Consider the following 15,002-nt stretch of genomic DNA (forward strand, 5'->3'; position numbering starts at 1 on the left):
TTTATTTATAACTAAGCGGTTAAAAATTTTCTACTCTATATCTTCGTTTTTATCGTGCATATTTTGAATCTCGATTATTAAAGGCCGGTAAAGTGCCTTCAAGAATATTTATTACTGCTTTATTTATAATCTCATTCTCAATTGCACCGGAAAAATATTTGACTAAATTTTTATTTTCTTTTTCTATCTGCATTTGAATAATTTGGTCTGCGTCACATACAATGGCCAAATTGGGATTGTGTGTTACAATTATAATCTGTCTTTTTTCTTTGACTTTTTTAATAAAATGAACAAGTATATGATATACACTCTCATTATCGAGATTTTCTTCTGGTTGATCGATAACTAGAGGTATATCATCGTTATCTAATATTAAATAGAAAATTAGCAGTAACGCTCCTCGTTCTCCTGGAGAAAGTTCTTGTAATGTTTTGGTACCTAGTTTGAGATTATAAACTGGTAATAGATAGTCGAAGGAGAACAGGTAATCGTATAGTGTGCTGATTTCAGTACCATTTTTCAATTGACTCCCGATACTTACTGGGGTATTAGCTGGTGTACGCTTATCATGTCTTAAATGGTTCAGAATGTCATTTGTGAAATTGATGAAACCGTCACTTGAGTCGAAATTGGCGTGCTCAATAATTTCAGTAATTTGCTTATTTGCATTTTCTATTCCATTGAATGAACCTATTTTCCCAAGATTAATGTAGTTTAAGAAAGCTTCTGGAAAAGATTTTAGTTCTAATGAGACGTCAATTTTTACGTTATACCTTATACGAAGTTCCTCAAATTCGTCAATGAATTTCATAACCGGAGAGAATAGCTCTTTTCTGATATCTGATAAAGCAATTTTCTTATTAAAGACTTCAGTCACTAAGCTGTTTCTCTGTTGGTATCTTGCCTCAAGATCAATGAGTAGTTGATCAACTAGATATTTAAGCTGACTTTCATAGTACGCTAATGTTCCTTCTTGCTGAACACTGCCTAAAATATTCTGTTCTTGACTTTCCCATACTCTCAGGTCATCAAGATATTTTTCCTGATTCTTTGCTGGGGCATCGAGTTTTTCTTGATGGATGGCGAGTTCTTCTTCAAGATTTGATAACTGAGTTCTGAGACTTTCAGATTTTGAACTGTCTAGTTCAGCATTAATTGTTTCAAGACGGGCATCAATTAGACCTATTTCAATTGCCAGATCTAAAGTGTTAATATTAAATTGGAATACGTTATCAGGGTTCAATCCGTATTTTTTTAATATTACCACATATTCAGCCGTTTCAGATTGCAGTTTTTTCAGTTGACTGTCAAGCGTTATATAATGTTGTTGTGCTCTTTTTAGCTCTTCTTTTTTTTGAGTTTCATCTGTCCGTTCCTTTTCCTTGCTTGCAATTTCCAATTCTAGATTGGCAATTTTCTTTCGGAGATTATCCAGCAAAGTGAATACTTCATGATTATTATTGTCACTTTGTCCATCAGATAATGGAGGTAAGGGTTTTACTGATAGGTGTGTTGTAAACTCGTTCGTCTTTTGACTGATTTTGCTTTCGAGAGTTGTCTTGAACTCTATTGTAGATTTCCCTTCGAGGGAGACTATTTGTGCATTTATCTTCGATATTTCGCCTTTTAGATATATGATTTGCTCATTGATGACACTAGATTTATACGCAATTAACTCATCCAATGATTCTTTGTCTAGCCTTTGATCCTGTGGGGTATGGGAATAAATTATTTGCTTTAGTTCTTTTTCAAATTCATCACTATCAATATTTGTACATAGTCGTTCTAAGAAATTCTGTGGTATGTATTTAACTCTTTCTACTTTTAGTTTATCTGGATTCTCATCTAACCGCTTCGTTATTGTTGACCCATCCTCCCACGTAAGGGTAGCTGAGAACTTTTCAGAGAGATTATATGGTCTAACCTTTCTGAATTTTGATGACGTAAGAAACGAAAAATTACTCTTGTCTTGATGCGTATTCCCGCAAAGACTGATAATATCTGTAATTGCACTTTTCCCGCTTCCTTTGTTCCCAATTATTGCAACTAGGCCATTATTAATTTGAATATTAAAATTTCTAAACCAGATATCATCTAAGACCGTTGGTGCCTGTTTGGTTACACTTACTGATCTTATAAATTTAGTCTTGTTTTGCCTGACCCTTATTAATAAGTCGGGCTCTGCACCAATAAAGACCCTGTTTGGTTCGACGAGAATCTGTTTTAGACCATTGAATGTCATGTCTGCATTAATCCAACAGTATTTTTCTATAGGTTCCGATTTCTCATTTTGTAGTCTTCCAAAAAGATAGTTTATTTTGTGGGCATCTGACCCTTTTATGCAAGGCTTTGGTTTGGAGAGGAATGATTCATATTGTTCCTTTGTATACTTAGGATCTACCCACTTGAAAAAATCGATTTGTTTTTTTGTTGAGGAGCCTAAGATGTGAGCATCATTTATTAGCGACAACTTAAAGTAACCGTCTATATTAGGGTCTATTTCATCAATCCCGCCATATTCGTCATAGGGAAGCCATATTAGCGAATGCTTATAATGCAAGTCGAATTTTTTTAGGCTTTCAATTGTTTTATTGTAATCGAATGAGACTTTTAAGGAGTCGGAAACAACGCCTAATTGTGCAACAATACCTTTTTCATCAAAACACTCCAATGAGGATAGCCATGTGCGGATTTTGCTTATTACACTTGTGCAGTTGTCGAATATAATGTGGAAGTTTATTCTAATGCCATTGGGGTTTTTCTTTGTGATTAAGAGATTATTCATTCGCAATTCAACAATAGGAAATATTACTTTATTAGGTACACCACCCAATTTTACTACCTCATCATACCCATCAATACTACAGTAGTCATTTATTCCAATTACTGCAGCTTCTGAGTTTTCAAGATTAGTAATGAATGTTGAATAATCCCCTCCATAAGTTTTAGGGGAATGAACATGTAAATCCCATATTCTCCATTGAGAACCTCTATTTTCTGCCTTATTCATTAATGTAAGTCTTTGGTTATTTCGAAAAACACATGATGAAATCAAATTGATAGATAATTTACCCTTAACAGGGTATTTAGACGTTGGAAGAGGAAATCAAAAAGATAAGGCTAGAATTGTTTTGGTTATTTTAATAAAAGTATTGAAAATTATCTATCAATAAATCATATGTTGATTATTTATAATTTTACTCACATAGTCTTTGCGAATATTGGGACGCACATTTTATTGAATCCAGTAAAAGGACTGCTATTTCCTCAAGGAGTATATTATAATTTGGAAAATGAGGCATTTCGAACAGAAAAGACCAATGCCGCATTTTCGCTATTTGCAAGCCTGAACAGCATTACAGGCGGAAAAAAAAGGATAGGGTAGCAGTTATGCTGTCCTGTCGAGTAGGGCAACTAGACACATTTCGCTCCTTTTTTGTAGCAGATTTTGAACGAATTAATAACTTCGTAAGCTTTAGGCATTATTTATTAGTACAGCCAAGAGATGATATCAGTTAAAATTTTCGCTATCAGACCTTATTGATAACAAAATCATCGCTGAATTTCCATGACAGATATTGTAACTTAAAACGACAAACACAATAATAAAATCCGTACATTCATAATGACTTATCCAATTGGTTAACAGGCATTTGGAGTAATTATCAAATAGAAAGTATAGATTTTTTACATGGCAAAGACGAAATCACCAAAAATCCCCGCTGATCTGTGTTATAATTATCCGCTAGAATGGTACACTGATGCGAATAATGTCCCAAACCAGCAATCCCAAAGCGAAATTATCCAATGGTTCTCTACTGGCCCAGGCGCACGTTTATTCGCCCCCATTGAAATACTCAATTTGTTGTATAAGCAAGTTGATTTTGTGTCGCAGAATATTTATGACGGAGATAAAGTTGAAAGCCACTTAACTGATCTTCCCCTAACAGACCTTCAAAAGCACGTGTTATTTGGACTAATCTTAAAGAAATTTGGTGGTTACCCGATTCATTTAGCTGAAAGAGAGCAAGAGAAAACTATTAAAAGAGTTGAACAGCTTTTTCTCTCAGGTGAAAAAGATTCACCTGAAAGGGAGTTTTGCAAGACGGATATGGATACGCGTAAAGAATTCATGAAACTTGGGTTGGCCTTCACAACATCAATACGTACAGGAATAGATGTAAGAGAGATCCTAGCGGAAATGGATGAGACAACAGCTGAACCGGTGTATAGAAATTTTGAAGATCTTTTTGATGATGCTGCTTTAAAAGGAGGTGTTGGCCCCTTTCATCCGCAGTCCCGTTACCTTATTGAGAGAACTAGGTATAACTTTACCTTTAATACTTGGTTGATTGACCATAAAGGCTGGCCACATGGAGATGAGGTTGCCTATCGACAATTTCTAAATCGTCTGACATTCGTGGAATATTTAAAATATGAAAAAGACCAAGTTGCGCTGAATAATAAGCTGTTAGCAGCAGATAAGCAAAGGTGGACGGTGGGAGATACTGATGTTCAGGCACCAGATACTGAAACAGAAGATGATAAATCTGTACTGGTCAGGAAGCACTTATCCAAATTTATTGATTTGTTCAATTCTGGAGAAGAGTTAAACCGAGCAATAACAATCATTACTGAGTTTCTGAACATTGCAAAAGTGACAAAAACCAAACAGATTTTTGTTAAGAACGGCTCTAAAAGAAAGTTTGCCTACGCTTTCAGCCAAATATGGAAGGAGACTTCAAATGAGGCGATCCCTCTTAAATATTTGAAACTTTGTAAGAATAGCTTTTCTATTTTTGCCAAAGAGGATATTGATGAAAAAAACTACAAAAGCAGTAACCTATATAAATACTTCATTACTAAAACCTAATACCATATTGCGTTCCCCGCATTACTAAAATCATTTTTTTTATCACTTTTTTCACCTCGTCTATTTGTGTCAAATAAGAAATTATGAGAAACAATCAAACATTAAAGGTGAGAAATCTGATTGAACGATCAAATCCAGGTTTTTACATTTTAGGTGTGCCGCTCATTTATGTTGGTTTTAAATCAGCTAATTTTGCGATTTAGTTTATCTGCATTCCTTTATCAGCAATTTTCATTCACTATAATTGTTTCTTGCCCCACTTTCCATAGATAGAATTGTGCCTTTTTGTCAAACTGTAGAAGTCAATACAGATCCGGGCTAAATTTGTACTAGTTGGTAAAAAATAGTAATTTGAATAGCCAATTTTTCCAATTGTAGTTTCGTTAATTCGATATTAAAGAAAAATGAACAAAAGATTTAAATTGCATGCGTCCAGCCGGGCAGTGGTTGAATTTTGCGATCAGCTTATTTGGCGGCGAATTTTGGATAGAGATCTTCCTTTTAATGTCAAGAATACTGCTGCGTCAGTACAACTTTCGTTCCCGGAATATAGGATTGACACCATTCAGAGCCATCTGCAGCGGATTTTTAATTATTATGCTGATCTGGGATATATCGGACTTAGGTCTGCTAATAATGAATTTTATGACATCACCGACCTTTACTATGTTAAGGATGCAGTAATTAGGCCCGAAGACCAAATAATGTTTATCCCACCGGAGCCTGATATGCCTGTAACACAGCCGGATTGCAAACCGGTAGATCCTCTTCGTGGTTTCAAGCGTAAAAATTGGAAGGCCTTTAGGGCCCAGCACCTTAGAAATCTAAATAAGGGTTTAGATTAACTTTTAATTTAAAAGTGGAGCTAGGCATATACTTGGGGCCTTGTTCGGCAAATTTATATTTGTCTAATCGAAGGTTCATTTTAGAAATGTAAATTGAAAATAGTATTTTATTCAGTCCAACGATTTTTACGGCATAGAACGGATTCCGTCAATCGCTGGGAACAGTAAAAACAGCATCCTATCTTTACAAAACTATTGCTGCTTAATCCTTGACGATGCAAGTGCCAACAAAATGAATGTGCCTGCGCCTCCATTTTGTTAGCACTTGATAAAGTTTGGATCTACAAATTAGTGGCCTGGCAGTTGGGGCTATTGCAATGTGATTTTTAGTTCTCTTTATTCAATAAGTCAAGATTAAGAAGTAATCTCTGTATCAAAATTGTCAATTGTGTCACATCTTCTGACTCCCAACCTCGTCTATCTATTTCTTTAACTACTTCCTGACTTGTTTCGAGTAGGCTGTACCCAAATTTCCTTATATCGATGTTGTCTGTTCCATTGCTTCTTGAATTCCGAAATAATTCAACAACAGATTGATCTAATTTTTTTCTTATTACAAAAAAAAACGGACCATCAAAAAATGTGAACTTAGCTTCATTATTTCCCGATCCTAAAATTTGAATCATATTTTCAATCCAGGAATTGAGGACAGTTACAATGGCGTCATTCCAATTTTGCTCCGGGAAAAAGTCATTGCCCACTTCTATTGAAATTATTCCGGTAATTACTTTTCGCTTCGATATTTCAAGCGATTTTCTATCAAAATTTATTTCCATAGCTTTAATATATTGGATAAGCAGTTTCGATCGTGTTTGTTACTTTGTTTAGCCACATTTCGATTTCTAAGCCATCAAATCCTGTTCCTCTTAACAGTATTCTATCTCCTTGGGTCTGTAATTTTGTATGTACATTTCTATATGCGTTCCTTACAACCCTGCTAACATCCTTAGCATTCATCCATTCAGGAAACAATGTTTTTAAATTACTAATTCTATTTCCTCCTCTTATATGACCAGATGCAATATGATCTATATCAATAATGACTTTCTTCCAGCTTGGCAATATTTTTTTAAGGTGGCTAGCAGCTCTGCCTGTTCTGCCTGCAGCACGAATTATTGAACTTCTAGTAACTCCACTGACAACTGCAGCGGTTGCAAGACCTTCTAACCCCATTGTTGTAACACCTGTCACAACCGGTTCTACATAATCAGTTACAAATATAAAAGATTTATGCACTTTTCCCATTCCTCTGCGCCAGGCGGCCCCAGTTGTACTCGGATCTTCGTATTGCCGAACTGCGAAGCCGTCTTTTACTTCAATCTGCTGACTTTGCTGTAAATCTATCTGAGTTTGAATATCATATGATCTTTGCAAAGATTGAAGTTTCTGCAGTTCATACCTTTGACGCTGTTGTTGCCTTGTCACATAGTCTCCAATTTGATTGAAACCGTTGGTTTGAAATTGCATTCCGACTTCCAAAACTTTCTGAGCAGTAATAAATGGTATCTTATGCGTAACAATATTTACAGCTCCGTATCCCCAACCATATTGGCCATTAAATAGTCCCCAAATCGGAGGATCATCGCCCAAGGGGTCGGATATGGATACTGGATTATTAAAATTGCTATTATAGGGACTGATGCCGGGATACTTTTCAGCTACAGGGTCCATCTGGTTCCATCGGCCAAGTTGTGGATCTAGTGTGCGGAAGAATGCATCATATTGGTTTAAGCCAATTTCGTCGGTTTGTTCAATGCCGTTATAGTTAAAGTTATTTGTTATATATGGATTTTTCAGCGCCTTGGAACTGATGCCAGCCATTGTCAGACCAAAGGGATAATAATGGGTTTCTTCCAACAACGGCCCTGCATTATGATTAACTACAATGTTGTCAAAGTAAACATCCTGAATGCTTTCGTTTGTTGTGTATACATACAGAAAGCCAGTTTTTTTCATTATCATCAGGCTCGTAGCCAGCGTCTGGAGCTGATCAGGACTACCCTGTACCTGTCTGACACCACTGTTTTCATCCACCATATTCATTTGGTCATCAAACAGCACATAAGCCAGGTAGGCCTTAGGAAGAGTGGCAACATTTTGAGAAGGGTCCTTATCTCTAATGGCCTGGTAGTTGGCTGAAGTGAAATTGGATGCGATTGGCGATCCAGTTCCTGTTCCATTACCATGGGCGCCATCTGATGGTCCAGTTCCAGTAGCAAAAGCCTGTAGTAATGCGGCTAGCATATTTGCGACAGTCGTATTAGAGGTACTTGCTGCTGCTGATTTATAAAAAGCCTTACTCCCTAATTGAATGGAATCTCCGGCCATAACTCGGAGTACGAGGGAGGGCCCAATTTTCTGTGAGCCAGCAGAGGCATTTAATTTAGCTACATAATCGTTTGGGTTGGTCGTTGCATCAACAGGATAGCCAGCGGGCTTGTTGGTTCGGCAACTATTAATATTGGCAAATAATGCATTTTCCTTAGCGGAGAAGGCTGTTTCCATTGTTGCTGCATAGGTGGCCTTCCCATATTGTTCAGTAAGCACCATCCGGATATTACCAATGTGATCAGCTATAAAATAGTCATATACATAAGTTGGAGCTTGCCCACTGGCATACAAAACACGTATACGCCCCTCATCGTGGTCAAAAGATACCAGGCTATCATTCTGATAAATAAATCCATCAACGTAATCTGTTGTAGTGACCGAACCCGTTCCTGATAAGTCGGTAACTTTCTTGCGAAGCTTATTTCCAGCGGCATCATATGTGTAGGCAATATATCCTTTACCCAATACAGTTAAGCTGTCTGGTACATTCAGATAAAGATTAGGTTTGATTGCCAGTAACCGGTTCATATCTGTAGTTAAGTTCCCAGCAGCATCATATACATAATCCTGGGTCTCATTATTATTGATTTCCTTAAAATCTCTGAGTCCTGATTGTGGATCATTTTGTCGGTCTGTTACAAAATATAGCTGGTTACTATTTGGCAGGTACCCATACTTAAGACTATCAACTACTGCAATGCTCAATCCTTTCATTCCTTTTTGCAACAATCCTCCAATATTCCCATTGGCATCGTAACTCAGGTTCCTTAAACTAAAATCCACTTTGTCTGAGGTCCATAAGGTACTACCAGCATTTTGTTGGGAGAAGTCAGCTGCCAAAAGTCGGCCGGATTTATCATATGAGTAACCACTGGCTCTGGCTATGCCATCCCCTCTGCTTTTCCACTTTGCACCTGCAATAGTACCATTATACTGGTTGACACTAAAGCCGAAGTCAAATGCCAGTTCCTCGCCAAACCAATTTGAGGTACTGTTGGGTGTATTGACAAATGTTTTATTGATTCCAGTCAAATTTCCATTGATATTATAGTCGTAAGTCAGTGTTTCCTTTGGAACACTATTTATGACGCCGACTTTTTTGGTCCTAAGATTGCCAATTTCATCATAGCTGTAACTTCCGACAATTCTTTTGGAAGCTGGTAGATCGTTTAGCTGCGTGCTGATCTCAATAACTTGTCCTCCGTCATCATAGGAAATATTTGATAGAACCCGTGTTTCAGGCGTTACGGTACTATGGGGATTTGTTTGCCGGATGTAACTACTTAGGAGCTTTCCATTATAATCATATAAACTGGTAACTGTCTGCTTTCCACCATAAATATTGTCACTAATTAACTGAATTGGCCTTCCCTTATCGTTGTAATAAATGGTCTTTGTTAACCATTGGGTCGTTCCTAAAATCCTCGTCCGTTGGCCTGTTGGTAAACCCATAACCCGATGACTGACTCCTGTAAGGGGGGCGTCATAATAATTGGTCCCTTTTTGCGGCATCCCAAAATCAGTGGTCAATGCTGGCTGCACACCAGGAAAGGAATAGTTATCGTCATAATATTGAAAAGACAGATCTGTCAGGTTGCCTGCAGGAATAAATGGGAAGGTACCGGGGAGGGTGGCGTTCACTGCTGTCTGCAGCGCATCCCTGTTTGTGGTGGCGGCATAGGCGGCTATTCTGATAGATCTATTCAGATTGTCATAAAAATTGACCAGCCATTGTCCTTTGCTTTTTAATCCAGCATCACGCACAAGTACCGGCCTGTCGCGGGTATCATATACTGTTTCAGATGAATCGACACCAGGTAATTTAGTTACAATTAGCCTGCCTTTTACATCATACCGGTAAGAAGTACATAATCCTGAGAGAACGTTTGTAATGGTCCAGCTTGGAATAATTTTTTCTACTGCAAGCGGCGGAATTACAAACCTTAAATTGTCAAGTTCATCATAGACGAAATAAGTACATAACCAACCAATATGGGCAGTAACTGTTCCAGATGTAACTAATGATTTTTTTAGTATCAGTTTCCCTTCCTTGTCGTAAAATTGCTGGTATTGAACACCATTTTCATCAATGGAAACTGATTTACCTAATACTCCTGGATCATATGTTTTTAGAGTCCTTGGAACCCCTGTTACCAAATCCCATACCCGAACAGAATCAGTGACAGTGTTCACAAAAAGATACTGCTGATTGGATTTTTGCCCTCCTTCATTCGCCCAGGTGTTGCCTGGGCTAAAACTTTTGATCAGCGGAGAAGAAGGAGTCTCCTCATATTTTTGCTGACCGTAAAAAATACTTTCCCCTGAGCCTGATGGGTTTAGTGCCGGATCTTGTGAAAAGGCTTGTTGACTCGAAAACGGGCTATTTTTAAATTTTCCGTCATTCGTATTTCCGGTAGTCTGGACATATGGTAGGTAAATTACTGGCTGTCTCCCATATGCATCGAATGTCTGCGGGCTTACCAGATCCTTTCCAGACGTACTACCTCCTTTTACCACTGTTTGAAGGTTTCGGTTTATACCATCCGTGTAAGATGTAGTTTGTCTTACTTCCCGTGTTGTGCGGGCAGTACCGGTCACATTAATAACATCGGTCGTAGGCATATTAGGCTCCCAGATCCTGACATAGTTAATAACCGGATTCTGGTATGCTGCGGGGAGTGGCAGCGGGGTGGCTGCCAGGTGAAAGCCAGAATTGGGTATTACTGGTGCTTGACCAGAAAGGTCGAAAGTACTATTGCAAATGTATAGAAGAGGGATAATAAATCTAATTCTCGGGAATTTCATATAATTGGAGATTAACTAAGTTAAAATTACTGTACCATTAAATTGGAATGAACTAATTACAAGGCTCCTCGCCCGTATAGGTCTTTGGACCATAAGTGCCATCAGGAAATTTGTAGCGGTAGCCAACTTTGCACATGAAGGGATTTCCTGAAATTGGTTCATTGAAATATTCAATTACGCCCGTTATACAGCTGCCATTAATGACTTTTTTATCAACACCACTGCATGTGCATTGTGTTGTCTGATTTATATAGTTTTGACCGTTCACCCTCATGTCCTCCTGCGCCATTGCATTTACCATTAAAGAGTCATCGCCGGTATATTTTCCGACAGGAATGTTATAAACTCCCGTACCAGCGATAAAGCCGGAACCACATCCTTGTTTAGTAAACGTCTTGGAAAGTGCCGTATTGGAATAAGCTTTCCCACCGCATGTTTCAGGTTGCCCGAAATAATTATAGCAAATCCGTTTTAATATATTTCCATCTTGATCACGTACAATACTCAACCTTCCAAGATAATCATACTCGTTAAAAACGGTATTTCCGTTAACATCAGTCTGAGAGGTTAATCCTATCATTGGATCATAGGTATAAGTTGAGATTACCGCATCTACTGGATATATTCTCACTTCGTCAATGGCGTCTCCGTCGGAAAGGAGCATTCCATTAGTATATGGCTTGGCATTGTAATTCCATTTGCCGGACAAATAATATCGGTAATCCACTCTATAGCTCCGCGAATTGGGCATCGTGAAAGAAACCGGATAATCACCTTCTTTACAGCCTTTGCCTGCGTATGGCACTATTGTACCAGTATAATTACCTGATTCAAAATCCTCGTAGAGGAATTCTGATGCAAGCGAAACAGTGGGATCTGTAAAATAGGAATAGGTGAAGTCGCAACTACCTGAATAAGTAGATTTTAGGCCAGTAAGCGTGTATGTCCCTGCAGGAAGTGAAGCGTAGAATACACTTTTTGGGAAATTGAGTTTAAAGGTGTTGAAGTTATCTGATATCCTTCCTGAGTTTACCACATTACATAAAGTTCCGCTATAGGAAATCGCAGGACTTCCACCAGAAAGGGTATAGCTAAGCATCGAAGAAGACCCTGTTGGGGACGCATCTAGCTGAAGAAATATGGTTCCTGCCTGAGCCAGGGTGAATGTGGCTGTTTTAACGTTTCCGTCCGTCAGTACTAGTTTCGCATTTGTAACAGCTCCTTGTGTTCCAGACCTTTCCACATGAGCTGCATGAGCATTCGTAATTTCTGCCGTTATTTTCTGCTTAACATTACCGAACTCATCGCCATTTCCCCACTGATAGCCAGTCTCCACAGTTGCAGGACCTGACAAATGAACAATATTACCGGCGCCGTCATAGCTCATTATCTGCTGGTTCTTTATGAGTGCAGGGGTCCGGTTTAGCACACCTGAATTAAAATTACCAGCTGCTGCTGCAGTTACTGGAACATCAGTTTCAAGGGATTGTATCTGTTCAACTTTAATATCCGGAGCACCTGTGAATTTGTATACCGAAAGGCTGGAACTTAACAATTTCTGGCCAGTGGGATTTAACTGCCATGTTTCCTGTGCCACTGGTAGAGAAATACAGTTGGCATCCGTTAACGCTTTTAGCACCGGAAGGCTCGCACCATTATAATCTTGGGGATAATAAGTTCTTGTTTGAATGGTATCCCCCAAGCTATTAACCACATTAATTTTAGCAGGTAACAGGTTTGTTGAATTATTAATATACGTCGTTGAGGCTTGAGAAAAGTTGCCAATGCTATCGTAATTTTTTTCAGCAATAGAAATTAAATCGGTACGTCCAAGCAACGGTTTGTATATTTCTGAATAAAATGTAATATAGTATGTAGAAAATGCCAGATAAAGACTATTGGGACACATCAGCATGTTCCTGGGCTTCCACACAACATTACTATCTCCAACTTCAGTTGTTAGCGGAGCGTAAGCGTAAACCTTTTCTGATAGCGTTTTACTTGCTTTGGAAATTTCCTGTTCCTTCTTAATCAGACCATATACCCAGGGAAGGCATCTGGTTTTGGGAGAATATGGTTGGCTTTGGGTAGGTACCGCTAGCGGGAAATCATCTGGGCTGGTAAAATCGTAAACCATTTTTCCAATATTACTGGTTGAGGTTCCTTCCAGCACCTCGACTCGCTTATAGAGGTGTGGTAGCAAATTATTTTTAGTACTATGAGTACTTAACTCTTGTGTATTGGTGCAAGGATATTGTTTAGTTGTCGGTGGTGGGGTAAGAATGTCAATTATAATGGCAACTATAATAGTAATAAACAGTTGGTTCATTACCATATTTTGAACGCCCTTCATATTTCCGATGGAATTAGCCGCATAAAGGTTAGGTAAAATAGGGGACATGGCTACGCTAAAAAGTAAATTTCCCGGTCTATAACCAGATTGAGATGGTGGGACTACTATCATGGCATCGGAGACATCTTGATATACAGGAACTTCGTATCCCCAACCAGAAGAACCACCATCAGCATTTACATATCTATATTCTTTTACAATTTTCTTGGTAGTGTCGACCATATCATATAATGTAGTACGCTGAACTCTTATACCCCCTGATAATACTGCCGATCCATTAAATTGGGCAGTATTGTTCTCATACTCATATAGAAGTTTACCACCAGTAGGCAATTGAATTGCTTTTAGGGCGCCTATTACACTAGAACCATTCGGATCAACCTTCCTGTATTGTTGAATGTAGTTCGTAAGCATTTTAACGCTTGCTGCCGCGTTGTCGCCATTAGTGTAATCCAAATATAAAGGCAATGCATTTTCATATCCCCAATGGTCACCACATTTAAGGTTTCTTCCAGCCATAGTTACTGTTCCAACTTTATTATAATAGGAGAAACTATAAGGTGCATCTGGGATGTTAAACTTTCCGGTTTTCTGGACAGACTTCAAGCAAAGTCTGGCAAATTTTAAATCTGATGGTGTAAAAGTGTAGTTAAATGGTTTGGTGGTATCCTTAAAGAAATATTCGTATCCAAACTGATGGCCTGAAATTATCTCATCATCATGCTTTACGATAATCTGTTTTAAGGGCTTTTCGCCGGGTAAGTCAACCATGTCGCTATCACTATAAATTAAATTTACCTTAGTTCTATAATCGGGAAAAGTAATTTCAGACAGCCGCTTCTTGGTACCGGAAAATACATTGACGATACTTTGTCCACCCTGACTACCTTGCCCGTCCGCTACGGTATAGGTGAGTGCGGCTTCATATCCAATAAGATATTGAAGATCGTAGCTATCATATTTCAGAGTAATTTTCTTGCCGGAGATTGGATCTTTAATTTCACTTAGGTACCATGTATTTTTAACAGCATATTCGCTCACATCGTAATTCGGCAATGTAATCTTTAAGCCCAGGGATGAAACATATGGTCCATTCTTATTATCAATTAAATTGGTAAGCTCAGATTCTGAAAATGTATATTGTATTCCGCTTTCATCAGTAATAATGAAACTTCCGATCGTTGTAATTACCTTTGATTCGCCAGCTCCGAAGTATTCTACTTTTTCGATTTTAAGTTTTGAATTATCCAATGGACGAATCATGCCATTACCCGAAATTATAAAGCTTCCCGATCTGCCACCAAATTGAAACTCAAAAATGTCCTGTTGTAAATCCTTTAAGACATCAGAATCAGGTTGATAATTGAAGGTGGATTCAAACAATGGAATATATCCTGCTTTAAGGGAAATTGGAGCACCGCGGTATGAATTAGGGGCTAAATAGCCATCTCCCTGCCTTATTCCGCCATATGTTCCTCCAATCTGATCATCGGGGACTCCGATAGTCCGGCGTACTATCATACCACCAGCGAATAGATCCCAACCTAAGCCAACCTTTGTCGGAATTTGATTAACCTTAATGCCACCTCCGCCAGTATAATTCAGGGCAATGTTAAAGCTTAGGCGGCCTCCATCGCTATAGTTAAAAAGTGGAAGAGAATAGCTTGCCCTCCCTGTTGGCAGGTCTACCTGGCCGGAAGCGGTAATTGAAATTAGGGATATTAAAATAAGTAGGATGGGATAACATTTGTTCTTCATAGTATATTGATTTTGTAGATAATTTGATAAAGATTGA

The 15,002-nt window shown here is 38.3% G+C and carries 6 protein-coding genes; 2 read left to right on the forward strand and 4 right to left on the reverse strand.

The window, feature by feature from the left end; all coding sequences use genetic code 11:
* Window positions 1-49 precede the first annotated feature (49 nt).
* Complete coding sequence (locus tag ACLHR0_RS19340) at window positions 50-3,010, reverse strand: TrlF family AAA-like ATPase (protein WP_436488813.1); 2,961 nt, start codon at window positions 3,008-3,010, stop codon at window positions 50-52.
* Window positions 3,011-3,691: 681 nt separating this feature from the next.
* Here ACLHR0_RS19340 and ACLHR0_RS19345 point away from each other — a divergent pair.
* Together ACLHR0_RS19345 and ACLHR0_RS19350 are read left to right on the forward strand one after the other, a co-directional pair.
* On the forward strand, window positions 3,692-4,873 hold the full coding sequence (locus tag ACLHR0_RS19345) for a hypothetical protein (RefSeq protein ID WP_436488815.1): 1,182 nt from the start codon (window positions 3,692-3,694) through the stop codon (window positions 4,871-4,873).
* 404 nt (window positions 4,874-5,277) lie between these two features.
* Entirely contained in the window at window positions 5,278-5,718 is a 441-nt protein-coding gene (locus ACLHR0_RS19350; protein WP_436488817.1) for a hypothetical protein, read from the forward strand.
* Between the two features lie 326 nt (window positions 5,719-6,044).
* Here the strand turns inward: ACLHR0_RS19350 and ACLHR0_RS19355 are convergent, their stop codons facing one another.
* Genes ACLHR0_RS19355 through ACLHR0_RS19365 form a run of 3 tightly spaced genes read right to left on the reverse strand, consistent with a single transcriptional unit; the run spans window position 6,045 to window position 14,965 of the window.
* The gene (locus ACLHR0_RS19355) at window positions 6,045-6,494 is read right to left on the reverse strand and encodes a hypothetical protein (RefSeq protein ID WP_436488819.1); all 450 of its coding nucleotides are present in this window, start codon (window positions 6,492-6,494) and stop codon (window positions 6,045-6,047) included.
* Between the two features lie 4 nt (window positions 6,495-6,498).
* On the reverse strand, window positions 6,499-10,854 hold the full coding sequence (locus tag ACLHR0_RS19360) for a DUF6443 domain-containing protein (RefSeq protein ID WP_436488821.1): 4,356 nt from the start codon (window positions 10,852-10,854) through the stop codon (window positions 6,499-6,501).
* A gap of 52 nt (window positions 10,855-10,906) precedes the next feature.
* Window positions 10,907-14,965 (reverse strand): DUF5977 domain-containing protein, encoded by a 4,059-nt coding sequence (locus ACLHR0_RS19365; RefSeq protein WP_436488823.1) that lies wholly within the window; start codon window positions 14,963-14,965, stop codon window positions 10,907-10,909.
* Window positions 14,966-15,002: the final 37 nt, after the last annotated feature.

Origin of the sequence: Chitinophaga sp. ARDCPP14 (genome assembly GCF_051362515.1) — a bacterium.
Lineage (GTDB): Bacteria > Bacteroidota > Bacteroidia > Chitinophagales > Chitinophagaceae > Chitinophaga.

Excerpts from the sequence above, each read along its gene's own strand:
- ACLHR0_RS19365 (WP_436488823.1), bottom strand. The coding sequence starts at position 14,965 with ATGAAGAACAAATGTTATCCCATCCTACTTATTTTAATATCCCTAATT.
- ACLHR0_RS19350 (WP_436488817.1), top strand. The coding sequence starts at position 5,278 with ATGAACAAAAGATTTAAATTGCATGCGTCCAGCCGGGCAGTGGTTGAA.
- ACLHR0_RS19345 (WP_436488815.1), top strand. The coding sequence starts at position 3,692 with ATGGCAAAGACGAAATCACCAAAAATCCCCGCTGATCTGTGTTATAAT.
- ACLHR0_RS19355 (WP_436488819.1), bottom strand. The coding sequence starts at position 6,494 with ATGGAAATAAATTTTGATAGAAAATCGCTTGAAATATCGAAGCGAAAA.
- ACLHR0_RS19340 (WP_436488813.1), bottom strand. The coding sequence starts at position 3,010 with ATGAATAAGGCAGAAAATAGAGGTTCTCAATGGAGAATATGGGATTTA.
- ACLHR0_RS19360 (WP_436488821.1), bottom strand. The coding sequence starts at position 10,854 with ATGAAATTCCCGAGAATTAGATTTATTATCCCTCTTCTATACATTTGC.